Raw genomic sequence first — 23757 nt, 5'->3', positions numbered from 1 at the left:
ATTCCTGTCGTTTCTCTTACTTAAAGCACTCGGTAAAGGCCGCCAATTCACGCACTTTCTCGCCCGCAAGGCCTGAGCCCAGTGCGTCTTGCGCGCGCGCCACACCTTCTTTTAAGGTGTCGGCAATACCGCTCACATAAATAGCCGCACCGGCGTTTAAGGCAATAATATCGGATGCTTTATGGGCAAGCTCGCTGTGTTCATTGCCAAGCGCCGCTTTAATCAGCGCCAATGATTGGGCCGCATCGTCAACGGTTAGGCCAATCAAGCTTTGGCTCGCAATACCAAAATCTTCCGGCTTAATGCGGTACTCGGTAATAGCGCCATCTTTTAGCTCGGCCACATGGGTTTCGCGAGCCAGGCTAATCTCATCCAAGCCGTCAGCGGCGTGTACCACCATAACGTGCTCGCTACCCAGGCGCTGCAACACCTCGGCCATGGGGCGGCACAGCTTATCACTAAAAACCCCAATCACCTGACGCTTCACCCCGGCGGGGTTGGTCATGGGCCCGAGCATGTTAAAGATGGTTCTCAGGCCCAGCTCTTTACGCGGGCCAATGGCGTGTTTCATGGCGCTGTGATGCGCCGGGGCAAACATAAAGCCCACCCCCAGCTCAGTCACACACAACGCGACCTGCTCGGGGGTTATGTTCAGGTTAATACCTGCCGCCTCAAGCACATCGGCACTGCCCGTGGAGCTGGAAACAGAACGATTGCCGTGTTTGGCCACCTGCCCACCGGCCGCAGCTACCACAAAAGCACTGGCCGTCGAAACGTTAAACAGATTCGCGCCGTCACCACCGGTACCACAGGTATCCACCAAATACTCGGCGTCAATCTCAACGCCCGATGCCAACTCGCGCATCACCGACGCGGCGCCGGTAATTTCATCGATGGTTTCACCCTTCATCCGCAAGCCAAGCAGCAACGCACCTATTTGAGCGTCGGTCGCCGCCCCCGTCATCACCTCGCGCATAACGACGATCATCTCATCGGTGTTCAGATCAATTTGATCCACCACTCGCGCCAACGCGGTTTTAATATTCACTTGTATCTCCTCATTATTGATGCGCAGCGCCCGTCTTGATCGAGCTGTTAATAAACGCCTGCAGCAACTGGTGTCCCTGCTGAGTCTTTACCGACTCGGGATGAAACTGCACCCCTTGCAAAGTACCACTGCGGTCTTGCAACCCCATAATTTCGAGGGTTTTATCGGGTGCATCGGTGCCCTCCGTCCAGGCGGTCACTTGCAGCTCGGCGGGCAGATCTTGTGGGTCTACCACCAACGAGTGGTAGCGGGTTACCTCCAGGGGATTGGCCAGACTCGCAAACACTCCCGCTCCGGCATGAGCCACCATGGCGGTTTTACCGTGCATAACACGCTCGGCGTGTAACACACGTGCACCCAGCGTACGGGCGATGCATTGATGCCCCAAACACACACCAAGAATCGGGATTTTACCAGAAAACGCCGCGATAACGGACATAGAGATGCCGGCTTCCTCCGGGCGGCCCGGCCCCGGCGATATAACAATATGCGAAGGCATCAGGGCTTCTATCTCGGCCAGCGAAATCGCGTCATTGCGCACCACCTGCACATCACAGCCTAGATCCTCAAAATAATGCACAAGGTTGTAGGTAAATGAGTCGTAATTATCGATCATCAACAACATAACGCAGTTATACCGCCGGCAAATAACTCTAAAAGTGCGCTGAATGCTAGGCTGATGGCCTGAGAATATCAATAGGCTCGGGCGGCGGGTTCTCGCACGCCCGAACCTTGCGCCATTACGAAGGGCTGTTAGGCGGGGTGGTTACATCAGGTGTGGCACTCGGTGTGGTACCGGCGGTGCTAAAGCTGTCGCTCACATAGCTGGTCGCTTTTTGTGACAGTTCGCGAAACTTATCCGAGGCACTACTGAGCTTCTCGTCCCATTCCGGGTTGGGCGTCTGCCCCTCGATGGTCTTAAAGTAAACATCCATCATGGCGGTAACGGCGAGCGGTTCCAGCAGTGCCGCTTTTAAGCTCCAGGCCAGCAAGGCCGCACTCACAAACGTCCAAACGCCCACAGAGCCTGGCAATAACGCCGCGATAGCCGCCACCGGCAACAAAATCAGCAAAAAAATCACAAACGCCGCGGCGTACATAAACACCATTAAAAACACGGCGTTCTTCAATAGAGCCTGATAGTTTTGTGCGTACAAAATCAGTGCATCTTTGCTCGATTGCCAGGGGTTATCGCTGCTGGTTTTGATGTTATAGGCCAACATGACTTCATCGACGTAGGTTAAAGAGGTGTTAATCACCGCGTTCACGGCGCCGGCCACCTTGTCGAGCCCGGGAATGGGGATAATGCGTGAAATTGACATCACCAGACGATTAAGCATACGCAAAATGCCCTTAATCAGCTGATCGACTCCAAATAGGATAGATGCTTCTTTAAAGCGCGCTTTCACCACCTGTTGACCGTGCTCGATTTGGCTGCGCCCAGCCGGCAACTCTTGCCCCTGTAACAGCTCCACCAATACCGCGATATGGCCGGCTTTAATCAAATACAGCAAGTACTCGCGGGCCCAGTACAGCACCCCACTGACTAGCCCAAAACCCAATAAGCCACCGATAGCGGCGCCCCCACCATCTCCGTCACCTATTGAGGTAACGCCGTAACCGATTCCGGCGCCAATACCCGTCACCAGAATGTAACCCAGTGCGATACCCACATACACCAGCAAGCGCAGCAGGATAAAAGGTGACGTGCGACCCATTAGCTTTATCGCACGGGTTAAATCAAAATCCCACATAAGACTCTCCCTTTGATTCCCTGTCTATAAAACACCAACGAGCACCATAGCCAGCCCGGCACAAACACGCAACCTCGATAGCGTTTTTTGCGCCATAGCGCAAGCTTTTTAACTACTACCGCCCAAGAGCATGCGTTATCATAGCGCTCGGCCAGCAGGAACTGACCGTAAATCCACCCGCAGCGAGCGACCTACTACACGCATGAAGATTATAGTTACCGGAGGGGCCGGCTTTATTGGCTCCGCAGTGATTCGCCACCTCATTAACGATACCTCTCACGAGGTGATCAACCTAGACAAACTGACCTACGCCGGCAACCTCGCCTCGCTGGCTGAGGTAGAGAGCAACAGCCGCTACCAGTTTGTCCAGCAAGATATTTGCGATGCCAGCGCTATTGCCGACGTGCTTCGCAAATACCAGCCCGACGCCATTATGCATTTGGCGGCCGAGAGCCATGTGGATCGCTCTATCGATCACGCCGGCGAATTCATGCAAACCAATATTATGGGCACCTTTAACCTGCTGGAGCAGGCGCGCCGCTATTGGAGTGATTTAGCTGAAGATAAAAAGGCGAACTTTCGCTTTCATCACGTCTCTACCGATGAAGTGTACGGTGACCTTGAGGGCACCACTGACCTTTTTACCGAGACGACCTCCTATGCGCCCAGCTCGCCCTACTCGGCCAGTAAAGCCAGCTCGGACCACTTAGCCCGCGCCTGGCAGCGCACCTACGGCCTACCGGTACTGGTCACTAACTGTTCAAACAACTATGGCCCCTGCCACTTCCCCGAAAAGCTGATCCCCCACATGATTCTCAATGCCTTAGCGGGCAAGCCTTTACCGGTATACGGCGACGGCAACCAAATTCGCGACTGGCTGTATGTAGAAGACCACGCCCGGGCGTTGGTGCGGGTTATTACTCAAGGTTCCGTGGGCGAAACTTACAATATCGGCGGCCACAACGAGGTGCGCAATATTGAGGTGGTTAAGCTTTTGTGTGAGCTATTAGAAGAGCTGGCCGCGGACAAAAAACCGAGCGACGTGAAGCGCTTTGAAGATTTAATTACCTTTGTTAAAGACCGCCCGGGCCACGATGTGCGCTACGCCATCGACGCCAGCAAAATCGCCCGCGAGCTCGACTGGACCCCGGAAGAAACCTTTAGCACGGGCCTGCGCAAAACCGTACTCTGGTACCTGAATAACGAAGCCTGGTGGCAAAACGTGTTAAGTGGCGCCTACCAACTAGAACGCATAGGAGTAGAACAATGAAAGGGATAGTCTTAGCAGGCGGTAGCGGCACGCGTTTATACCCCATCACCCAAGGGGTATCGAAACAGCTGATCCCGGTGTACGACAAGCCGATGATCTATTACCCGCTGTCGATCTTAATGCTGGCGGGCATCCGCGAGATTTTGATCATTACCACCCCGGAAGATCAATCCAGCTTTCAGCGCTTACTGGGTGATGGCTCCAACCTTGGCCTGACCTTTGAGTATGTGGCGCAGCCCTCTCCCGACGGTTTAGCCCAGGCGTTTATTTTGGGTGAAGAGTTTATCGGCGACGACTCGGTGTGTCTGGTATTGGGCGATAACATTTATTACGGCCACCACCTGAGCGAAACCTTAACCCACGCCGTGGCCAACGCCGATAACGACCGCGCCACCGTGTTTGGCTACCACGTGCACGACCCGGAGCGTTACGGGGTGGTGGATTTTGATGCAAATGGCAATGCCGTAAGCATCGAAGAGAAGCCCGCCAAACCTAAATCCAACTTTGCGGTTACCGGCCTGTATTTTTACCCCAACGACGTTATCGCCAAAGCCAAAGCGGTAGAGCCCTCCGAGCGCGGTGAGCTGGAAATCACCAGCATCAACCAAATGTATCTGGACGAGAGCCGCCTGAAAGTCGAGCTGATGGGCCGTGGTTACGCCTGGCTGGACACCGGCACTCACGAGAGCCTGTTGGAGGCAGCGCAGTTTATCGAGACTATCGAAAAGCGCCAGGGCTTGAAAGTAGCGTGTATCGAAGAGATCGCCTACGAACTGGGCTACATTAGCCAGCAAGATTTGCGCGATTTAGCCGCACCGTTAGCCAAAAACCAATACGGACAATACTTACTGACCCGTATCGCCGAGGAGACCCCTTAATGAAGCTCACACGCCAAGCGATTGCAGATGTGGTTTTAATCGAGCCATCGGTACACGGGGATGAGCGCGGCTATTTTTTTGAATCCTTCCGCCAAGACCGTTTAGAAGAAACCCTCGGGCACGCCATCAATTTCACTCAGGATAACGAGTCGCTGTCTTCGCGCGGCGTACTTCGTGGTTTGCACTACCAATTGCCACCCTACGCGCAAAGCAAATTAGTGCGGGTGATCAGCGGTGAAGTCATCGACGTCGCGGTCGACATTCGCCTGGGTAGCCCCACCTTTGGCCAGCATGTAAAAGCCCATTTAAGTGGCGACAACAAACACCAGCTGTTTGTACCCCGTGGCTTTGCCCACGGCTTTATCGTGTTGAGTGAACAGGCTATTTTTGCCTACAAGGTAGACAATGGTTACGCCCCCGAGCACGACTGCGGCATCCACTATAACGATGCCGCCCTCGGTATAGATTGGCAACTCGATGCCTCGGCCATCAGCACCTCGGGTAAAGATGCCGAGTTGCCAACGCTGCTTACACGCCAACAAACCGCCCCCGATACACTGTTCGAGTACGGTAAAAACTATTATGCCCAGCAGTAACGCCTTAACCGTTTTAGTAACCGGCGCCAACGGCCAGCTCGGGCGCGAGCTGGCGTTTCTGGCGGCGCAAACCGACGCCATTCACTGGCAGTTTGCCGATCGCACCGCGCTGGACTTAACCAATCTGGAGGCCATCGAGCCCTTCGTAGCCAAGCAGCGCCCCGACATTATCATTAACTGCGCCGCCTACACGGCCGTTGATAAAGCCGAGTCTGAGGCAACGCTTGCGGACGTTATCAACCACCAAGCCGTTGCCCGGCTCGCGCAAAGCGCCAAACAGTGTGGCGCCCGCCTCATTCACGTCTCCACCGACTATGTGTTTAACGGCGAGCAGTGCCGCCCCTACAACGAAACCGACGCTACCGACCCGCAAAGCGTTTACGGCAGCAGCAAACTCGCCGGCGAGCAGGCGTTTATAGCCAGTGGCGCTGCGGGTATTATTGTGCGCACCAGCTGGGTGTACTCGGTGTTTGGTAATAATTTTGTCAGCACCATGAGCCGCTTAGGGCGCGAACGCGACAGTTTAAATGTGGTCAGCGATCAGATCGGTAGCCCCACCTGGGCGCGGGATCTGGCGCAAGCGCTAATTAACATCTGCCTTAGCAACAAACTCGCCGACAAGCACGGTGAGGTGTATCACTACAGCAATGATGGCGTATGCAGTTGGTACGACTTTGCTTACAGCATTATGCAGCTGCGCTCACTTGAATGTGCGCTCAGCCCCATACTAACCGAGCAGTACCCAACCCCCGCGCGCCGCCCTCACATGAGCCTGCTGTGGAAAGACAAAATCAAAAACGATTTTGGCCTCGCCATACCGCACTGGTTTACCTCGCTACAACAAGCACTGCCGGAGTTTGCCGAGTAGCGCCATGACTGTCAGTGTTTGTATGGCCAGCCACAATGGCGCGCCGTTTATTGCCGCGCAACTTGCCAGCATACTGGCAGAGCTGGCATTGGAAGACGAGTTGATTGTGGTTGACGATCACTCGAGTGACGCAACCGTAAGTATCATTCGTGCACAACAAGACAGCCGTATTAAGCTGCACCAAAACATTAATCAGGTCGGCCACGTTGCCAGTTTTGCCAAAGCGGTGTCGCTTGCCAACGGCGATATTATCGCGCTGGCCGACCAAGATGATGTGTGGCCAGAAAACCGTCTCGCAATATTAAAAGCGGCACTCAAACCACCCGGTTGCCTGGTGGCCGCCGGCAACTTCACTGATATTGATGCGCAGGGAAAAACCCTTAGCCTTGCCAATAAGCGCCAGCTAAAAAGCGCCGACAGCCAACACTGGCTGACTAACCTCTGGGGAATACTGCAAGGCCAAAGACCCTATTACGGCTGCGCTATGGCTTTTAAACGCACACTATGCGATCAGGTTTTGCCAATACCTGGCTATGTTGAATCGCACGATCTATGGATCGCCATGGCGGGAAATATTAATAAAGGTATGGTTCACCTAGACGCTAGTGTACTGGCCAAACGACAACACGGCACCAATGTATCCAGCCAAAAGCGTCGCCCATGGCAAAAGATCGTTATCAGCCGGTTGGGGATGCTCGCCGCGTTAATCACCCTCAGTATACGCAAACTTAGGCGCGGGCATGCTTAATGGCTCGCCGGCGCGCCAACCAGGCGTAACGCGCGGTTAAATAAGCGGCGCGCCACCGAGAGAACCCCTCACGCTCGCGATAGATACGCCAAAAATACGGTAGCACTTTAACTTTATTGGCCGAGAGTGAATTAGCCCGCACGTAGTAGCGCGCTAGGTTCTCGGCAATGCCCAATACGCTGTGGCCGCCTCGGGCAAGCGCTAACCACAAGGCGTAATCCTCATGCCCCATGGCTGGAAACACGCACCTCCCTAACTTAGCGGTATCGAGCATAACGCTTGAACACACCAGTGTGTTTTGTGCCAATAAGCTTTGATAGGTAGCCTCGACCGGTGGGCAACGAACATCGATTAATTCGCCGCTCTCGCGCACAAGCTCGGCACCGGTACAGCTAATGGCAACGTCTGCTTGGCGCATAGCAGCTAACTGTGTATCTAGCTTGCCAGGCAACCAGGCGTCATCGGCATCGAGAAAGGCTATATATCGCCCCTTCGCACAGGCCATTGCCTCATTGCGTGGCCCCGCCGGGGAGCCACTATTGTGCGATAGGCGCAGCAGGTTAATACGCTCATCACTCTGCGCCCGCATCGCGACATAGTCGGCGGTTGCATCACGCGAGGCGTCATCGACAACCCACAGCTCCCAGCAGGTGTGGGTTTGCGCCAACACAGAATCAATGGCCCGCGCAATGGTATCGCCGGCATTAAACGCCGGCATAATCACACTTACCAGCGGTGCTTTGGTCAACGAGTCTGTCACACCGGGCGCGCTCATCGGTTAGTTTAAAATACGTCGCACCGCAGGAACGGCCGCCTGAGGCGAGAAGTGTGCGTCAAGATTATCGATACCACCTTGAGATAAGCGCTGCCAAAGTGATGCATCCTGATACACTTTAGCAATTGCCTCGGCAAACTCGCGGGGATCTTCGGCGACCATCACGTCATCACCGGGTACAGTATGCATGCCCTCTACCGCGCAATGGGTAGCCACGACGGGAATACCGTAATTCATCGCCTCGTTCACTTTGCCTTTTACCCCCGCGCCGTAGCGCAGCGGAGCAATAGATATGCGCGCCCCTTGCAGGTGCGGTTCTATATCCTCGACAAAGCCGTGCATTATTAAATGCTCTGAACCCAGCGCTTTAATGTCATCGGGCATATGGCTGCCAATCACCGATGTGGTTACGCCAGGTAATAACTCGGCCACAAAGGGCAATACCTCTTTGGCGTACCACCGCACCGCGTCAATATTAGGGGGGTGACGAAAGCCGCCGACAAACAAAATACCCTCGCGCTGCTCGTAACCCGGGCGCTCGGGGCAGTGCGAGTGAATATTTGAGACGATATCCACAGTCGCCTCGGGGGCGATCTCGGCCAGCAGTGTTTTTTCAAACTCCGAGACCACTAAGGTCACATCACACTTATTAATCAGATCAAGCTCTTTGCGCTTGGTAATAGCCGCCTGTGTTTTTAGGGCGGTATCACCCGAGACTTCAAACTCGCGCTCTTCTCGCACAAAGTGCAAATCGACCGTATCAAAAATAAGCCGCGCCTCAGCCGCACACGCACGGGCCAAAGTAACGTACTGCGATGCAATATAGTGCCGACTAATTAGTATGGCCGTTAAATCAGCGCCGCGCTTGCGCAGTACTTTACGCACCGAGCCCGCCCACTGATTATGCAACACCTCAATGCCCGCGGCCTGCATATCGTCCACCGGCTTTTTGCGGTACTCAAGATTATCGGCCACAAAAGTCACGTGGTAGCCTTCGGCTTTCATCAGCTTGAGCAGGTTAAGCATGCGAATAGAACCGGAATCCTGATCCGGGGTTATCATGCAGGCCTCAATCACCAGCACGTTACCACGGGTATTGCGATGGGCCTGGTTATCCGGGTCAATACCATTGTCGGCGTGGTTTTGCAGTACGCCATGCCAACGCTCAAAAAACTTTTTGCCGTTGGTGACCTGATACGCCTTTACGCCGCTGGATTCATCGCGCCCGTGGCTGATGCCCTCGAGGTGATAAATGGCCGCCGCCGGTTGATACAACACCCGCAAGCCTTTATCCCGTACCCGAAAGGCTAAATCGGTATCTTCGTAATAGGCCGGTGCATAATAGGTATCAAAACCACCCAGACTTAAAAACAGCTCGCGCTTAATCGCCAGCGCCGCGCCCGAGCAATAGTCCACATCGCGCACGTAATTAAAACGCGGGTCGTCCGCATCTTGATCCCGGCCGTAATTCCAGCCGCTACCATCGCGCCAAATAATGCCGCCGGCTTCCTGTAAAGTGCCGTCCCGGTTGAGCAGCTTTGCTCCCACCAGGCCAACGTTATCCTGCTGCGAAAAAGTTGCGATTAATGCATCTAATGCGCCGGGGGATACGACGGTATCATTGTTCAGAAGTACTAAATACTTACCCGCTGCAAACTCGGCACCCGAGTTCATATTACCGACAAAACCCTGATTCTGCTCTGCCGTCCAAATACGCAAGCCCTGCACCATGGCCAGTGCCTCAGCGGCCGGCTCCGGTGAGCAGTCATCGGCAATAACCACTTCAAATGGCACGGAGGGCGGGTTATCGGCAATACTTTTTAAGCAGCCATAAGTTGTTTCGTGCTGACCGTAAACCGGAATCACGATCGATAACACCGGCTGCGCACTGCATGTTAGCGTCAAAGGCGCGCGGGCGATGGGCTGCTCACTCAAAAGCTCTGGGTTTACGTTAATCAACGGTGTACGGTTATGAGCTTCAGCTTGTGCCACGGCGGTATTGGCCTCGTAGCTGACACGCCCAAATAACTCTTGCCACTGGCCCCGACGCACCATACTAAATAAACGAGCATACGACGCCGGCCGGACAATATGGCGGGAGAGTTTGCCCAGCACGTAGGGCGCTTTAGCCACACCGCGTTTTAATACACGTAATGGACGGGTAACACGCCACGAGAAACTCGCAAGCAGCGCATCGCGCTCACCTATTAATTCATTAACGTGGTTGTTTAAATTCGCAATCACTTCATCACTGTGATCAATGTGCCGCTGGGCATCGCGGGCCTGCTCTTGCAGCTCAGCGATATTATCTTTGGCGAGCGAGAGGTTATCTTCACTCAAAGCCAGACTTTGTTCGGCGGCGCCAAGCTCGACCTGGGTGCGTCGCTCGTAGGCCAGATACTCTTCATTCACTTCCCGTAAATCTTCGCTCAGCTGCCGTAGCTCACGCATGCTCGCCACTTCGGTTTCATCATCGGGCAAATGCGACAAGCGCCTTTCCACCTCTCGCAATACAGGGCGATGATGGGTGCGACTCGCAAAATACAACAACGATTTGATGGGTCTATCAATCGGTAGCGGGGCCTCTGGCAGCACACGTACAGCGTCAAGTAACGCGAGCGTATCGACTTCTCGACCAGTCGCGATTTTACTCACGCCGGTCATATACCAGCGGCAGTATTCCTGCAGGTTATCAGAAACCAACGTCGGCGTGGCTGCCGTAGCCGCCGTGGCCTTTTCTAACGCCTGCAACCACTCCTGCACACTAGCGTCAGCACTCATAAGACTGGCATTGGCCACGGTTGCCAGGCGCTCAGATAAAGCACCGATATCGGAGGCAACAATCGGCGCCCCGTAGGCCATCGCATGAGACAAGGTAAAACAGAAAGTTTCCGGGACCTGAGCCGGCAACCAAATGGCATCGGGCTTTTGCTCGGCAATTAAACGCGGCAGATCTTCTGCGTTATAGTCACCGGTCATGGACAAGGGCGCCACCACCGGATCGGTAGTGAAACCCACCAAATGAAAACTCAGGGCGGGCATTGCTGTGGCGGCCAGAGTTGCGACCTGCTCGACAACCCGAAGCCCTTTTTCAGGTGAGAGTGAACCCAGCAATAATACTTTCTTAACAGCGGGTGAGGTTTCTACACGTTGCGGGTGAGCTTGATAACAATAAACTCCGTCGGGGAACACCGCGGCAACGGCGTTTTTAACACTCAATGATGGCGCAATAATACGCTCTGCGGTGTTAACCAGCGGCGCCATTAATACCTGCCACGGCTCATCCTCCGCGGGCCAGCCAGGGCCGTCGCATACGGCGCCCCCGTCAATTTGATGGTAGCGCGGCGAGATTAAAAAATAATCATGTAGCGTAATATCGAGAGGAAGCGCTAAAGACTTTATTAGCGTAAGGACATCCACACTCCAGCCATGGACATGGTGCAGGTGTATCCGGTCAAACTGAAACTGCGACAACAACTCAAGCCATAAGCCACTGCGATCAGAATCGAACCCTCCGGCCTTAATCGTGACCTCATCGTCCGGCTCAGCCCCGGACAAGCTCATCTCTACACCGCCGTCACCACAGCCACGTAAAATCATAATGCGAGCGGGCACGATATCCCGCAGCTGAGATATGTGCTGCTCCACGCCGCCGCCCCAGGCGTGAGTAATAAAAAGGAGTTTTTCGCTAGTGTCTCTGGCAAAGTCGTCCAGCACCTGCGCCTCTTTAGGGCTCAGCACCACCGAGCTGTTAAGTGCCAATTCTTCGTTCATTACATTCTCTATCGTCGATGACGGATGTTCCGTAGTTCTAATGTCTTGCAGCGCTTGCGATGCAGGTCCACCGCTCGCGATGATGACCCGGTCAATCCGCTCGCGCAGTGCTTTAACGGGGTCACACGCTACAAATTCGCGTACTTGGTTAAAAAACTCTGGGTAGCGCTCATTGATAACGGCTTCGGCGACTTGAGTAAGCTGTGCTTTATCGCCGGCAAAACTAACGCTGCCCTGATGGTAGACAAAACAGTCAGCCGCCAGTAAATGTACCCAGCCGGCTTGAGCTGCCTTAATACAGAAATCATTTTCTTCGCCGTAACCTCGGCCAAAGGCTTGCTCGTCAAACAAACCAATATCGTCTAAACAGGCACGACGAATATACATACAAAACCCCACCGCGGTGGGGAGCTCAACCGTCAGTCCGGCATTTGCTCTATGACAATAACGCTGCATCTGAGCCACATCACAGTCGGGCAACAATGGGTTATCGTGGCAAAACTGCGGGTATGAGCAAATAGTGGCGTTATTAGAAAAAGGGGTGACCGTAGCCGCTTTTGGATTCGCCTCTGCCGCCGCCACCATAGTGGCGAGCCAACCGGGCGCAACTAAGGTGTCGCTGTTTAACAAAACAACGTCTCGGGTCGCCGAGAGCGCCATAGCTTTATTAACGCTGGCGACAAAACCGGCATTAACCGCGTTGTGCAGAACCTGTACGCGATCATCTCGAGCCCACTGCTCAAAGCAATCGGCTAACGCTTGCTCCGGCGATGCGTCATTGACGATAACAACGCGGGCATAATCGGGCAGCGAGCTCAGCGCAGCGACCACACAGGCCTTCGTTTGCACAACGCCTCGATATACCGGGATTATAATATCCAACTGATAGGCAGTACTCATTTAGCACCACCTACCGTGCAAATTACACCACATCGGCGAAGCTACTCTTAGTTTTGCGAAAGAACCAAAAGCCAAACACGAAGGTCGCCAAAGCCACGACCGACGCACAAGTAAAAACCGCTAACGTCGGCAGCGTGTGATAAACCACGATGCCGCGAATGGCCTCGACATAATAGGTAAGCGGATTAACACTTAAAATAATCTGGTACTGCTCGGGCACATAACTTGTAGGGAAAAATATCGGACAGGTAAACAGAAATACGGTCGAGATAAACCCAATAATGTGCGTCAGATCTTTGAAAAACACCCCTAACACACTCACAAACCACGCGACCCCGGTGCATAGCAACAAAAACTGCAGCAACAGCAGAGGCAAAAATATAACGTGCCAACTCACATAGCCACCCATAACCCACGACACCAGCAGCAGCACCACAAACGACACCAAAAAATGAAATAGCGCCGAGAAAGACACCACGCCACCAAATATCGTTAACGGAAACACCACTTTTTTCACGTAGTTAGCATTGTCGCGAATAACAGAGGCAGAGCGACCTAAAACATCAGAGAACATTAAGTGTGCAATCAAGCCGCAAAACAATAGCACCACAAAACTGACAGGCTCATCGCCTTGTGCCGGCCAGCGCGCCTGAAAAATAACGCCAAACACAAAGCCGTACACAACCATTAATAAAAACGGATTAATTGCCGCCCAAAAAAAGCCCAGTAGTGAGCCTTTGTAGCGCGCAGTAATATCTCTCCCAACCATCATAGAAAACAAACTGGAGTAACGACGTAATGCCGATAAAATCCCGGTATTCATACTGTTTTATCCACCGCCTCTAACGTAAAGCCCACAACCGGCGTACCAAATAGGCCGTGAATAATATGGCTTGATTGACAGCTAAACACCAAAGCATCATGAATCCAGCAGTGCTGCACATGGTCGGCCTGTGTGCCCGATGCGATACCCAAGGACACGACGTACTCACCCTGCGCCAGATAGGGCATCAAAAACTTTAACCGAGCAACATAGCGCCCATTGGCGGAAACCCGGTAACCCTCGGGCTTAAATAATAAACTGTTGTCACCGAACAATACCTGACCACGCTTATCTTTGAGCAAAAAGCCCACAATAAAATTGTTCAGCTCGGACTGAGTGTCCATCACCACTTCAAGCTCGACCATGCTGCCGCCAAAGACAACCGACATTTTACGGCCCCGCTCGTCACGCAAGCAGCAATCAGTCACGTGCACCAAACCCGTTCCGAATGAGCTTACTTCTGTGTCGAAAGGCAAAATCTCAATATCGTTGCGGTACTTGGAGCTTAACAACAACTCTTCGCGCGGATCATGCCAAGAGTCGGCGGCTTTTTCGTAATCGACAGCATCAGCCGAACCAACATGTATATCGCCCTGAAGCTCGCTGTACAGAAATTCCAGATAAGCCTCAGTCACCCGCTTAGCGTCGCCCTCGAGCATGACCTTACCCCGGTGCAGCCACAACGCTTTATCGCACAGCTGCGATACGGCACCAGAATCGTGACTAACAAAGATAATCGAGCCAGTCTTTTTAAACTCATCTAAAAAGCGCATGCACTTTTGCGAAAACAGAGCATCACCCACCGCCAACGCCTCATCAATTACCAGAACGTCAGCGTCAACGTGGGCAATAATAGAAAACGCCAGGCGTACAAACATACCGCTCGAGTAAACACGAACCGGGCGATCAATAAATTCACCAATTTCGGCGAACTCGATAATCTCGTTTATTCGGGCATCTACCTCACGGCGCTTTAAACCATAAATGGCGGCATTGAGATAGATATTCTCGCGTCCGGTAAAATCCTCGTTAAAACCGGCACCTAACTCCAAAAGCGCAGCAACCCGCCCCTGAATTGAGATACTCCCGGACGAAGGCTTTAACGTGCCGCAAATAAGCTGCAGCAAAGTGGATTTACCCGCACCATTACGCCCAACAATACCCAGAGTTTGACCAGCCTCAAGGCTTACCGACACATCATCAAGCGCCCGAAACTCTTCGGTTTTTTGTTTATATCCGGGCACCAACAACGAAAAGAGCCGCTTAAGCGGCTCGTCGTTAACAGCAAAATTTTTGCTGACAGAGTTTACAAACAGTGTTTCAACCAATTTGAATATCTCGTTTTCTTAGCACCATCATTTTGTGTGGTACAGCCACCACTGGCCGTCGACCTTCAACCAATTTTCTTTCATAGGCAGACTCGCAATAATGCCTGAGCTTTTCATCTTGTAGTGAATCTTTACCGTGACATTGCATGAGTCTACTTCACAAACAACTTTCTCTACCGCGCCTTTCGTCCACATCCCGGAACCGGCGTAACGCTTCGAGTACTTACGAGCACTCTCACGAGTCTTAAAGCCTGGTGAGGTAAACTCATAAGCCGCCGTGTAATCTTGCTCTAACAGAGCGTCCACCCAGCCCTGCGCCCGTTGCGCAACAGCCTCTTCATCCGACTTGGGCTCAAACAGAGCACAACCGGACAATCCGGCAAACAATGTAGCCAGCAAAACAGACAGACTGATAGATCTGCGTAGCATTCTTAAATCCCCTTACATTACTTAAAAAACTGCCATATGGCAGAGCCTTACACTATAAGCACTATCCGGCAGGCATTAATCATCAGCGTCTACGCCCGATCCATACATACCGTTAAAAATGTCCAGCCCTTTCATACGCTTACGCATCTCGCTGGTAACGTCGCGCAACTGCTGATCGCTTTTAATAACATGCGGCGTAATAATCACTAACAACTCGGTTCTATTTTCAACAATCGACGTTGTGCCAAATAAACTGCCAATGATGGGCAGGTCTTGAAAAAACGGTACGCCGGACTTCCCGGTGGTTTTGTTATCTTTGATCAAACCACCCAACACTACCGACTCACCCGAACGCACGGCTACTTGGCTGTTGATATTGCGCTCGTAAAAACTTGTCTGACTAGTGGCGTCATCTACCGGACCAATATCAGTCACTGATTGCATCAAGGACATAGAAACCAGGCCGCCCGAATTGACCGAGGGCACCACCTCAAGTTTTACACCGGTATCGCGGTAGTTAATCGAGTTAGACACTGTGCCACCATCCGTCACCGTCGAAGAAGATCGCACCGGTTGCTGATTACCAACATGTATTGATGCCGAGTGATTATCCAGCACCATAATCGACGGAGTAGAGATCACATTGACTAACTCTTTGTCGGCCAAGCTGTTAATAACGGCACGTAAGTCGCCAATAGGGTTATTAAACGTGTACGAAAAGCCTGACTGGCGGCCGATACCGCCCTCCCCCAAGTCCAGTTGGCCACTACCGCTCCAGCCGTCACCCAGGCTGTTATCAAAATACCATTCAAGGCCATAGCGCAGCTCGTCCCGCAGAGTGACCTCAAGAATACTGGCCTCAATTAGCACCTGCAATGGCACGATATCCAAACGTTTTAAGGCAGGCTCGATTTTTCGGTAATCAGAGGTGGTTGCATAAATCAGCAAAGAATTGTTGATGTCGTCTGCGACGATTTTAGCGGAATCACCAAACGAGAAACTCGCACTGGAGCTATTTGAATTACGCCGCGAATTCTGATTGGAGTTTTGGTTGTTCGAGTTACTGCCGCCACTGCCAATTCCGCCACCGTTAGAGGTCGAAGTTGCCGTTAACCCGGGCGCCACGCCATCGTTATAATTCCCACTACCGCCAGCACTGCCGCCACCAAATACACTACTCAACAGTTGAGCCAAATGTACCGCATCACCGTTTTCCACCTCATACACATACAGTTGCGGCTCCGTGGAAGCATCCGGCGCCTTATCGAGGCGCGAAACCCACGTTTTGACCTTCTCTAAATAACTGTTTTTAGGTGTCACCACTAAAATACTGCCCAAACTATCGAGCGGGACAATACGTATCAAGCCTTCAAGTTCGCTGCCCTCGCCACCCGGCCCCGACGACAGTACTGTGGTCAGGGCATTGGCAACCTCTTCGGCCGTTGAAAACTCAATAGGGAATATACCAACGGCCATACCCGCTAAAAAGTCGACGTCAAAAGTGCGTACAATTTCTAACCAGCCATCAATCTGCGTTCTGGTGCCGCCTAAAATCAGCAAGTTGCGCAAAGTGTCTACGCGAACAAATGCGCTTTCAGGGGCAACTGGCTGGAGTATCTCAACCATTTGCGAGGCGCCGATATACTCCAGCGGTACGATAACATTGCTAAACCCGGCACCAGTGGATTTGGGGTTGGAGTAACCTGGGGCGAGCTTCTGCAAATTTGGATTTGAACTAACAATATAGCGGCCGCTGTTGGTTTTAATGATCGAAGCACCATTGATCTCAAGCATGGATTCAAGAATGACCAACAACTGCTCAACCGGAATCGCCGAGCGGGTACGTAAAGACACCTGACCGGCGAGCTTGCCTTCGACAATATAATCGAGCCCCAAAATATCGCCCATAATGCCGTTTACAACATCGATCAAGGGAGTATTTTGAAAGTTAAGCGTCGCGTCCTCGCCTTGCAGCGCAACCGGGTTACTGGCCGAAGGCATGTTAACCACGCTCCCGGTGGCGGGATACAACTGCGCAGCCAGTTGCTCCGGCTCGTCTTGTTTATCCTGCTCGGCCGTCCAGGCATCGCTCTCATCGGTCGCCTCACCGACTTTTAGTGGCGGCTCCTCTACTACCGGCTCGGCTTCCGGGATGTTGTTTTGCTGAAAGAAATCCGTCGTAGTACACCCAGAGAGTAAAAAAGTTGCCAATACAAAACAGAGTGGCTTTGTTATGTGTCGTGTCGTCATGAAATTCCCGTTGCGAAAAATCAATTTCGTTCCCCTTCAAAAGGGTGCCCACCCCGCCACTGCGTTGGCAAAGAGGGCCCGTGATCTAGTTCAATTTGGGTGCTTACAAGCTCACCGTCCAGCGTGTCCGTTCGCCCAAAAATGGCGCCCTGTCCTGCCACAGTTAACAGCGTCCAGCCCGCCAGCTCATCGTCTATGCGCAAGTGATGGGTCTCTTTTTTGTAGCGCAGAGTAACGCTAGACTCAGAGCCTGCGGCAAAAACACCTATAAGCTGCATCTCATCGATACTGGCATTTTCTTTGGGCGCCACCGCAACCTCTGCGTTTTCTTCCGGCGGCGCATAGGGAGTACGCTCCTGCCAAAATACTGGCCGCTCTAAAAGCGCGGTGTAATTAGCGCCCCCCTCGCGAGCCTCGTAACTGGAGACCGACAACACTCCTGCAGCCGGAACAATAGGCGAAGGCAAACTCTTTGCGCCATAGGTAATAACCGCAATCACCACCAATCCAGCAAACAGACAGGCCAGTACTATCACTAGCATCATTAAACGGTTTAAAAAGGGCGTTTCAGCGGCGATTAGACTAATAGGATTGTTCTTCAGCACCTTGCCCCCCCGCTTGCAAACTTCTCAGCTGCGCTCGCACCTCGACAAACTGTGGCTCGTTGGTATTGCGCCGACGCTTTGGTTGCACGATGATTTTGCTTACAAAAATTTTAGGCCTGGCCCGCTCCATCTCTGAAAAAGCCTGAGTCAGTGCATCTAGTGAGCCATCGGCATTCAGCGCAATGTTAATTTGCACAAATCCGTCCCGCTGCTTCGAGCGAGATATCTGGCTCGCACTAACATCAAGACCGGCTGTCGAGAAAATATTTCGCGCCTGCTGCTGCAACTTAGTTGCAACCGCATTGGTATTTTCAGAGGCGCCATATACTAGCGACTCTAATGACTCACGGCCCTCTCGCTCTAATGCCCGTAACTGAGACTCTGACTGAACGAGCCCAGCCAGTCTGGCATACTTCGGCTCAATATCATCGATTTGAGCATCGTACTGTTGCCACTTAAGCAGCAAAACTATCATGAGATACAGTACAGCGATAACGATTATACCGAGAGTCGCCCCGACAACCATATACTCTGGCTTACGCCAAGTTGCTTTGTTCAGCATTAGGGGGTTCCTTCCGCAACCGTAAACGCAAAGCTGTATCGCTCTTTTTCATCGTTTTTACCGACTTTGCGAATACCACTTACGGCACGTACATTTTGCACACCTTGGTACTGTGATATCTCCTGCATTAGCGCTGCACCATTGTCAGCCACACCATCAATCGTAACTGAGTCACCCTCTTGCTCAAAGCTTGTCAGCCAAGCATCATCGGGCAACTTGTCACTCAACAAGTTCAATACAAACATCGGGTTTGAGACGTTCTTCTCTGCGCTATTTAGCTCATCGATATATTGGTTAGCGCTGGCCAGCCCGGTGCGCAGTTGTACGATATCTTTAGCTTGTTCTTGAATATCGCTATAGGCCGCTTGAGTTGCAGTAAGGTCGTAATATTTATACGCCACAGGCACCGCTACCGACATAACCAGTAATAGCGCCGCGCACGATACCAACAAAGCCGCCTTTTGTAACCGACGACGATAACGGGTATTGCGCTCATATTCGCCAAAGCCCGACAAAACAATATACTGCGAGTCGACCATCGCCCAAATTTCGATGGCTTTTGCGGCAGCGGTCGGGCGCGACTGATGCACGTAGCTCATAACACTCGACTTACTGGCAATGGCAACACCCACCACCAGCTTTGCGGCATCACTGTCCAACACTCGCCACCCATAAGCGGTATCATCGGCACCAAAAGGGCTCGCGGCGACCACCTCATTAGCGACAACCTCTGAGGGAGCCACTCCGGCCATCCTGGGCACGTTTAAACTTTTACTCAGGACCATATCGTCAGGAAGCAATATAGCGGTAGCAGCAATCTCAGCACGACCATGCCCCAAAAGCTCGGCAGCACCATCTGGTGACTGCAGTGCTACAGGCTCGTCAATAAGCTCTCGCACCGGCGCGCCCTGGGCCCAGAACACCTCTCGCCAGGCGCCGCGGAATGATTGCCAAATACCGCGTAAATCATAGCCAAACAGAACCCACTGACTCGTTTGTACACTCATAGATTACCCATTAAACTCTACGCTGCCCACACCGTGCACAGAAAACCTGCGGTAGATATACCAGCCGCCGCCCTCGATCACACCTGGCTTGACCCAAACCGAGCGCTGGTAGGCTCTGGAGCCGCTAATGGCGCGCGCATCTACCCGCATAATGCCACCGCCGGCAGCGCCTTTTTGTTGTCGCTGCGAGGCTAAAAAATCTTGATACAACGAAGCGTTGCCTCCGGCCAATACCCTTAGTACTTCCGAGGGGGCAACTGCTATATTAACGTCACCACTACCCGCCATCGAGGCGTAACTCAGGTAGCGAATACGCTCAAATACATCCCGCGTTATCCCTTCTGCCGACATAACGTCTTCTAATACTTGCACCCGTGTAAAGCTATCAGAGGCGTGCATCATCTGACGCTTTTCCAGCTTACGCTGGCGCCACTCTACCACAGATGCCGTCAATCGTTGAGCGCGCCCATCAGGTACGCCGGCGCCATAGCGAAACAGCTGTAGCAAGACATCCTCTGGCGCTTTAAGCAGATTTATCAAACCGCCAACTGGTACAGCTCGCACGTGCACCTGTAACTCACCTACCTGAAACACATCCTGCAGGGGGTTGGCGTCCTCATCTTCAATACTGGCTTGTCGCACAGCTCTGGTTTCCATGTAGAGCAATACTGCGCCATCGCCTGCCGCAGCCACTTTAGCCATCGCCATCTGTGCTTTAGCAGTACGGCTTTCAACTTTTGCGACAACCACAACGCCACTGACTAAGATAGTTAGTGCCGCAATAAACCACAGCAATATAGCCAGCGCCATGCCCTGCTGCGCCCGCCCCGAATTACGGCAACAACGCCCCCCAAGAGACGACCGATTACCGAGGCACTCTCTAGCTAAATTCATGAAGCCACCATGTTAAAGCTTCGCCACGGCGACAATTATAGTGGGCCAAAAGCGCTCCCCTTGGCGTATTTTAATACGCACATGATCCGGCGGGCTGTGAGTTTGCCCACCAAGCCCCCAAAACTCCAGCCAAGGCGCCGCTCTGTTTTCACGGTAACTAATTTCAAACGCCGTTATATTCGAGGCAAGCACGTAGGCTTTGCCCTCACTGGCCGACCGCACATCGGTTATAGGCCGCTCCTGCAATTGCACAACCAGCTGGCCGTTATCGTCAACATGCAGCCGCAATGATGTTATTCCGCCGCTGTGCCCCGGAATCGGTAAGGGAGCAGCAAACAGCAGCTGGCTGTTATTGCCATAAAAATATTGCCCCAAAGGGCGGCCCGTTTCGTACACATAAACTGGTTTTGCCTGCTCCAGAGTGCGCCGAATAAACCGGGTAACAGCTCGCATCTCGGCAACGCCTTGCGCGTGTTCTTGCACACGCTGACGGCTAACACTCAGGGTTTGCATGGCTGTTACGGTTGCCAGCACAATTAACGACAGTACTGTAATGGCAACCACCACCTCGACGAGCGTGAAGCCTTTAGACTTTGAGCGCCTCATTCAAGCACATCCACCGGAACAACCGAGTCCAATCTATATTGCCTGGGGGTGCGCCCCAACCCCCAAGCCACAGATACGCTGACATTATATAAACGTGGCTCGTTTGCCTGATCGATTACCACAGGGTTACTGCTAATCTGCCAACGAAATCCGTCTTCGGTAACGCCGCTCTCACTGCCCCCCTCCGGAGCCACAGAGCTATGATCCGCCAGCACAGTTTGCGCGACCATCACAGCGTAGGCATATTCTTCACTCACGTTAACCGTGCGGGCGGCGCTACCGGTTGCCTGGTAGAGCATACCCAAAGAAATGCCCAATATAGAGACCGCCACCATCATTTCAAGTAGCGAAAAACCTGACTGACAAGGCCTCATTAGGCGACGACTCATATGCCGTCCTCATCCGCGGACAGCTGCTTGACCTCGCCAAGTAACCACCCAACATTTAGGGTTACCGTCTGGCCGGTGTCGCGCGTTAGCGTTATTGCACCACCCGAGGAGCTGCCATCGGGGTAAAACTGAATTGCCGCCGTGTCAGCATCAGGACGAAGCTCGGCGGCTGACCTCACATCAATGGCAATATGTTCCGGCAACACCTCAACGCGATCTCCCACACTCACCTGCCGCGCTTTTGGCTTAATCAGTACCACCATTGTGGCACCTGTAGTGCTGGCTTGGTAACGCCCGGTTTCTAGCAGAGACTTAACATCGGCCACAGCGCCACGGTACTGCATGCTGGCATACATTTTACTGGCCGCGGGAACCGCTGCCGCCATCAAAACGGCGGCAATAGCCAAAGCCACCATCATCTCCAGCAAAGTAAAGCCGTAAACGGTGCGTGGATTGACGAGCCGAGTGTTCATTGCGGGCTTAATTACAGCTGCCAGTTGCCAATGTCTTCGTTATCACCTTCACCACCGGCTTTGCCGTCGGCCCCAAATGAGTAGATATCAAATTCAGCCTGCTCACCGGGAAAGCGGTAATGATAGTTGTTGTTCCAGGGATCTTGCGGTAGCTCGTTACGCTTTAAATAAGGGCCATTCCAGCCGGTGACATTACCGGGGTTAGCCACAAGTGCCTCCAACCCCTGCTCGGACGTAGGAAAACGTCCCGTGTCCAGACTGTAAATCTCCAGGGCCGATTCAAAGTCACGAATCTGCACTTTCGCGGTTTTCGCCTTTGCCCCACCTAACTGGTTTAAAACCCGGGGGCCAACCAAGCCCGCCAACAAACCGATAATGGCCAACACCACTAACAGCTCAACCAAAGTAAAACCGCGCTGATTTCTGTTGCTCATACCTAATACCTATTTCACTTAAACGTATTTGTTTGTTACGCCGCCAAATCGTTAACGGATAATATCCCCATTAAAATCGCCACAATAATAAACCCAATCATGCCGCCCATGCCCAAAATTAAAATGGGCTCTAATAAGGTAAGGCTGCGCTTAACACCGCTTGAGACTTCATCGTCATAAACTCGCGCAAGCTCCAGCAGCATTTCATCTAAGCGTCCGGACTCTTCACCTACACGAACCATTTGAATCATCATCGGTGAGAACATCTTCGCATCTGCCAGTGCCTGCGACATACGCCCGCCACGCTTTACCTCGGGCGAGAGAGACTCCAGCGCACCCCTGACAACGCCATTCCCCACAGTGGATACGGCAATATTTAACGATTTTAAAACCGACACACCACTGGCCTGTAATGTGCCCATGGTGCGGGAAAAGCGCGCTATTTCATATTTAAAGGCGACAGCGCCTAAAATCGGTAACTTCAGTACCGTTTTATCCAGCCAGTGTTTACCCTGAGGCTTGCGCAGCCAACGACGGGCTACCCAAACAAAGCCCGCCACAAACAAAATAATCAACCAACCGTAATGCTTAATCGCCTCACCACCGGCAATAACCCACTGTGTGAGAAGCGGCAACGCATCGCCCATATCCTCAAACAGCGCTTCAAACTGGGGTACCACAAACCCCAGCATCACCAACACCGAAATTACCGCAATCACCGCCAAAATCGCCGGGTAAATAAGCGCTGAAACAACGCTGGAGCGCACTTGTTTAGAGCTTTCAAGTTGCGCGGCTAAACGCGCCAAAACACCCGCCAGGTTACCACTCGCCTCACCCGAGCGAACCATGCTGATATAAAACTCATCAAAGTAATCCGGCTGATCCTGCAACGCCTGACTCAGCCCCTTACCACCTTTAACCGTTTTTAACAGGCTCTCGATAACGCCCCGCAACGCGGGAGTCGCGCTCATATCTATAAGGACTTTAAGGGCGCGATCGATAGGCAACCCAGCTCGCAGCAAAACGGCCAGCTCACTGGTAAATGACAATACCTGATTGGGGCCAAACTTTGCCCGCCCACCCACACTGGGGCGCTCGCCCAGATCGGCGCTTAGGGTTAATACGACAAGCCCCTGGCTACGTAAGTCGCGATTGGCAACATCGTTCGACGCAGCCTCTAGCGTTCCGCTAACGACGCTGCCATCAGCTCTCGCTGCCTTATAATGAAAACTAGGCATAATCTATGGGGCACCAGATATTATTTAATGAACCGACTCAAAAGAATACTCGCTTGTCGCACTAAGAGCCACGCCGCTTGTTAGTGGGCCTATAATCACGCATGACGA

At 52.8% G+C, this 23757-nt stretch carries 23 protein-coding genes; 5 read left to right on the top strand and 18 right to left on the bottom strand.

Annotated features, from left to right (window positions below; all coding sequences use genetic code 11):
• Window positions 1-16: 16 nt before the first annotated feature.
• From trpD to AAC019_RS03660, 3 genes are all read right to left on the bottom strand, one after another.
• Window positions 17-1048: an anthranilate phosphoribosyltransferase gene (gene trpD, locus AAC019_RS03670; RefSeq protein WP_339897212.1), complete on the bottom strand. Its 1032-nt coding sequence runs from the start codon at window positions 1046-1048 to the stop codon at window positions 17-19.
• Between the two features lie 13 nt (window positions 1049-1061).
• Complete coding sequence (locus AAC019_RS03665) at window positions 1062-1673, bottom strand: aminodeoxychorismate/anthranilate synthase component II (RefSeq protein WP_339897211.1); 612 nt, start codon at window positions 1671-1673, stop codon at window positions 1062-1064.
• Window positions 1674-1788: 115 nt separating this feature from the next.
• A complete protein-coding gene (locus AAC019_RS03660) occupies window positions 1789-2802 on the bottom strand; it encodes a hypothetical protein (protein ID WP_339897210.1) in 1014 nt (337 codons plus the stop codon).
• A gap of 202 nt (window positions 2803-3004) precedes the next feature.
• Here AAC019_RS03660 and rfbB point away from each other — a divergent pair, with 202 nt between their 5' ends.
• Genes rfbB through AAC019_RS03635 form a run of 5 tightly spaced genes read left to right on the top strand, consistent with a single transcriptional unit; the run spans window position 3005 to window position 7162 of the window.
• A complete protein-coding gene (gene rfbB / locus AAC019_RS03655) occupies window positions 3005-4072 on the top strand; it encodes a dTDP-glucose 4,6-dehydratase (protein ID WP_339897209.1) in 1068 nt (355 codons plus the stop codon).
• Window positions 4069-4950: a glucose-1-phosphate thymidylyltransferase RfbA gene (rfbA, locus tag AAC019_RS03650; RefSeq protein WP_339897208.1), complete on the top strand. Its 882-nt coding sequence runs from the start codon at window positions 4069-4071 to the stop codon at window positions 4948-4950. Before rfbB ends, rfbA begins: the two co-directional genes overlap by 4 nt.
• Window positions 4950-5546 carry a dTDP-4-dehydrorhamnose 3,5-epimerase gene (gene rfbC / locus AAC019_RS03645; RefSeq protein ID WP_339897207.1) on the top strand — a complete coding sequence of 199 codons (597 nt, stop codon included), beginning with the start codon at window positions 4950-4952 and terminating at the stop codon, window positions 5544-5546. Before rfbA ends, rfbC begins: the two co-directional genes overlap by 1 nt.
• Window positions 5533-6414 carry a dTDP-4-dehydrorhamnose reductase gene (rfbD, locus tag AAC019_RS03640; protein ID WP_339897206.1) on the top strand — a complete coding sequence of 294 codons (882 nt, stop codon included), beginning with the start codon at window positions 5533-5535 and terminating at the stop codon, window positions 6412-6414. The genes rfbC and rfbD overlap by 14 nt, the downstream gene beginning before the upstream one ends.
• 4 nt (window positions 6415-6418) lie before the next feature.
• Window positions 6419-7162: a glycosyltransferase gene (locus tag AAC019_RS03635; protein WP_339897205.1), complete on the top strand. Its 744-nt coding sequence runs from the start codon at window positions 6419-6421 to the stop codon at window positions 7160-7162.
• Here the strand turns inward: AAC019_RS03635 and AAC019_RS03630 are convergent.
• The 15 genes from AAC019_RS03630 to AAC019_RS03560 all read right to left on the bottom strand — a co-directional run bounded on the left by AAC019_RS03630 (window position 7143) and on the right by AAC019_RS03560 (window position 23649).
• Window positions 7143-7922, bottom strand: a complete 780-nt coding sequence (locus AAC019_RS03630) for a glycosyltransferase family 2 protein (RefSeq protein WP_339897204.1) — start codon at window positions 7920-7922, stop codon at window positions 7143-7145. The genes AAC019_RS03635 and AAC019_RS03630 overlap by 20 nt on opposite strands.
• Window positions 7923-7940: 18 nt before the next feature.
• Window positions 7941-12611 carry a glycosyltransferase gene (locus AAC019_RS03625; protein ID WP_339897203.1) on the bottom strand — a complete coding sequence of 1557 codons (4671 nt, stop codon included), beginning with the start codon at window positions 12609-12611 and terminating at the stop codon, window positions 7941-7943.
• A gap of 22 nt (window positions 12612-12633) precedes the next feature.
• Window positions 12634-13434 carry an ABC transporter permease gene (locus tag AAC019_RS03620; RefSeq protein ID WP_339897202.1) on the bottom strand — a complete coding sequence of 267 codons (801 nt, stop codon included), beginning with the start codon at window positions 13432-13434 and terminating at the stop codon, window positions 12634-12636.
• Window positions 13431-14762 (bottom strand): ABC transporter ATP-binding protein, encoded by a 1332-nt coding sequence (locus AAC019_RS03615; protein ID WP_339897201.1) that lies wholly within the window; start codon window positions 14760-14762, stop codon window positions 13431-13433. The genes AAC019_RS03620 and AAC019_RS03615 overlap by 4 nt, the downstream gene beginning before the upstream one ends.
• 27 nt (window positions 14763-14789) lie before the next feature.
• On the bottom strand, window positions 14790-15191 hold the full coding sequence (locus tag AAC019_RS03610) for a hypothetical protein (RefSeq protein ID WP_339897200.1): 402 nt from the start codon (window positions 15189-15191) through the stop codon (window positions 14790-14792).
• A 75-nt stretch (window positions 15192-15266) separates the two neighbouring features.
• Window positions 15267-17441 carry a type II secretion system secretin GspD gene (gene gspD, locus AAC019_RS03605; RefSeq protein WP_339897199.1) on the bottom strand — a complete coding sequence of 725 codons (2175 nt, stop codon included), beginning with the start codon at window positions 17439-17441 and terminating at the stop codon, window positions 15267-15269.
• Between the two features lie 20 nt (window positions 17442-17461).
• The gene (locus AAC019_RS03600; protein ID WP_339897198.1) at window positions 17462-18046 is read right to left on the bottom strand and encodes a hypothetical protein; all 585 of its coding nucleotides are present in this window, start codon (window positions 18044-18046) and stop codon (window positions 17462-17464) included.
• Entirely contained in the window at window positions 18024-18608 is a 585-nt protein-coding gene (gspM, locus tag AAC019_RS03595) for a type II secretion system protein GspM (protein ID WP_339897197.1), read from the bottom strand. The genes AAC019_RS03600 and gspM overlap by 23 nt, the downstream gene beginning before the upstream one ends.
• Window positions 18608-19615 (bottom strand): PilN domain-containing protein, encoded by a 1008-nt coding sequence (locus AAC019_RS03590; RefSeq protein ID WP_339897196.1) that lies wholly within the window; start codon window positions 19613-19615, stop codon window positions 18608-18610. The genes gspM and AAC019_RS03590 overlap by 1 nt, the downstream gene beginning before the upstream one ends.
• A gap of 3 nt (window positions 19616-19618) precedes the next feature.
• A complete protein-coding gene (locus AAC019_RS03585) occupies window positions 19619-20509 on the bottom strand; it encodes a hypothetical protein (protein ID WP_339897195.1) in 891 nt (296 codons plus the stop codon).
• Between the two features lie 12 nt (window positions 20510-20521).
• A complete protein-coding gene (locus tag AAC019_RS03580; protein WP_339897194.1) occupies window positions 20522-21115 on the bottom strand; it encodes a prepilin-type N-terminal cleavage/methylation domain-containing protein in 594 nt (197 codons plus the stop codon).
• Window positions 21112-21504 (bottom strand): prepilin-type N-terminal cleavage/methylation domain-containing protein, encoded by a 393-nt coding sequence (locus AAC019_RS03575; protein ID WP_339897193.1) that lies wholly within the window; start codon window positions 21502-21504, stop codon window positions 21112-21114. The genes AAC019_RS03580 and AAC019_RS03575 overlap by 4 nt, the downstream gene beginning before the upstream one ends.
• The gene (locus tag AAC019_RS03570; RefSeq protein WP_339897192.1) at window positions 21501-21977 is read right to left on the bottom strand and encodes a GspH/FimT family pseudopilin; all 477 of its coding nucleotides are present in this window, start codon (window positions 21975-21977) and stop codon (window positions 21501-21503) included. The genes AAC019_RS03575 and AAC019_RS03570 overlap by 4 nt, the downstream gene beginning before the upstream one ends.
• Window positions 21978-21988: 11 nt before the next feature.
• Entirely contained in the window at window positions 21989-22411 is a 423-nt protein-coding gene (gene gspG, locus AAC019_RS03565) for a type II secretion system major pseudopilin GspG (protein WP_339897191.1), read from the bottom strand.
• A 35-nt stretch (window positions 22412-22446) separates the two neighbouring features.
• The gene (locus AAC019_RS03560) at window positions 22447-23649 is read right to left on the bottom strand and encodes a type II secretion system F family protein (protein ID WP_339897190.1); all 1203 of its coding nucleotides are present in this window, start codon (window positions 23647-23649) and stop codon (window positions 22447-22449) included.
• Between the last annotated feature and the right edge of the window lie 108 nt (window positions 23650-23757).

The sequence above is a fragment of the uncultured Gilvimarinus sp. genome (assembly GCF_963975215.1).
In the GTDB taxonomy this organism is placed as follows: Bacteria; Pseudomonadota; Gammaproteobacteria; order Pseudomonadales; family Cellvibrionaceae; genus Gilvimarinus.
This window is presented reverse-complemented; position numbering and strand designations above follow the sequence as displayed.

Excerpts from the sequence above, each read along its gene's own strand:
- gspG (WP_339897191.1), bottom strand. The coding sequence starts at position 22,411 with ATGAGCAACAGAAATCAGCGCGGTTTTACTTTGGTTGAGCTGTTAGTG.
- AAC019_RS03625 (WP_339897203.1), bottom strand. The coding sequence starts at position 12,611 with ATGAGTACTGCCTATCAGTTGGATATTATAATCCCGGTATATCGAGGC.
- rfbD (WP_339897206.1), top strand. The coding sequence starts at position 5,533 with ATGCCCAGCAGTAACGCCTTAACCGTTTTAGTAACCGGCGCCAACGGC.
- AAC019_RS03580 (WP_339897194.1), bottom strand. The coding sequence starts at position 21,115 with ATGAGGCGCTCAAAGTCTAAAGGCTTCACGCTCGTCGAGGTGGTGGTT.
- rfbC (WP_339897207.1), top strand. The coding sequence starts at position 4,950 with ATGAAGCTCACACGCCAAGCGATTGCAGATGTGGTTTTAATCGAGCCA.
- AAC019_RS03610 (WP_339897200.1), bottom strand. The coding sequence starts at position 15,191 with ATGCTACGCAGATCTATCAGTCTGTCTGTTTTGCTGGCTACATTGTTT.
- AAC019_RS03620 (WP_339897202.1), bottom strand. The coding sequence starts at position 13,434 with ATGAATACCGGGATTTTATCGGCATTACGTCGTTACTCCAGTTTGTTT.
- AAC019_RS03575 (WP_339897193.1), bottom strand. The coding sequence starts at position 21,504 with ATGAGTCGTCGCCTAATGAGGCCTTGTCAGTCAGGTTTTTCGCTACTT.
- gspM (WP_339897197.1), bottom strand. The coding sequence starts at position 18,608 with ATGCTGAACAAAGCAACTTGGCGTAAGCCAGAGTATATGGTTGTCGGG.
- rfbA (WP_339897208.1), top strand. The coding sequence starts at position 4,069 with ATGAAAGGGATAGTCTTAGCAGGCGGTAGCGGCACGCGTTTATACCCC.
- AAC019_RS03590 (WP_339897196.1), bottom strand. The coding sequence starts at position 19,615 with ATGAGTGTACAAACGAGTCAGTGGGTTCTGTTTGGCTATGATTTACGC.
- AAC019_RS03665 (WP_339897211.1), bottom strand. The coding sequence starts at position 1,673 with ATGTTGTTGATGATCGATAATTACGACTCATTTACCTACAACCTTGTG.
- AAC019_RS03635 (WP_339897205.1), top strand. The coding sequence starts at position 6,419 with ATGACTGTCAGTGTTTGTATGGCCAGCCACAATGGCGCGCCGTTTATT.
- AAC019_RS03585 (WP_339897195.1), bottom strand. The coding sequence starts at position 20,509 with ATGAATTTAGCTAGAGAGTGCCTCGGTAATCGGTCGTCTCTTGGGGGG.
- AAC019_RS03560 (WP_339897190.1), bottom strand. The coding sequence starts at position 23,649 with ATGCCTAGTTTTCATTATAAGGCAGCGAGAGCTGATGGCAGCGTCGTT.
- gspD (WP_339897199.1), bottom strand. The coding sequence starts at position 17,441 with ATGACGACACGACACATAACAAAGCCACTCTGTTTTGTATTGGCAACT.
- rfbB (WP_339897209.1), top strand. The coding sequence starts at position 3,005 with ATGAAGATTATAGTTACCGGAGGGGCCGGCTTTATTGGCTCCGCAGTG.
- AAC019_RS03660 (WP_339897210.1), bottom strand. The coding sequence starts at position 2,802 with ATGTGGGATTTTGATTTAACCCGTGCGATAAAGCTAATGGGTCGCACG.
- AAC019_RS03570 (WP_339897192.1), bottom strand. The coding sequence starts at position 21,977 with ATGAACACTCGGCTCGTCAATCCACGCACCGTTTACGGCTTTACTTTG.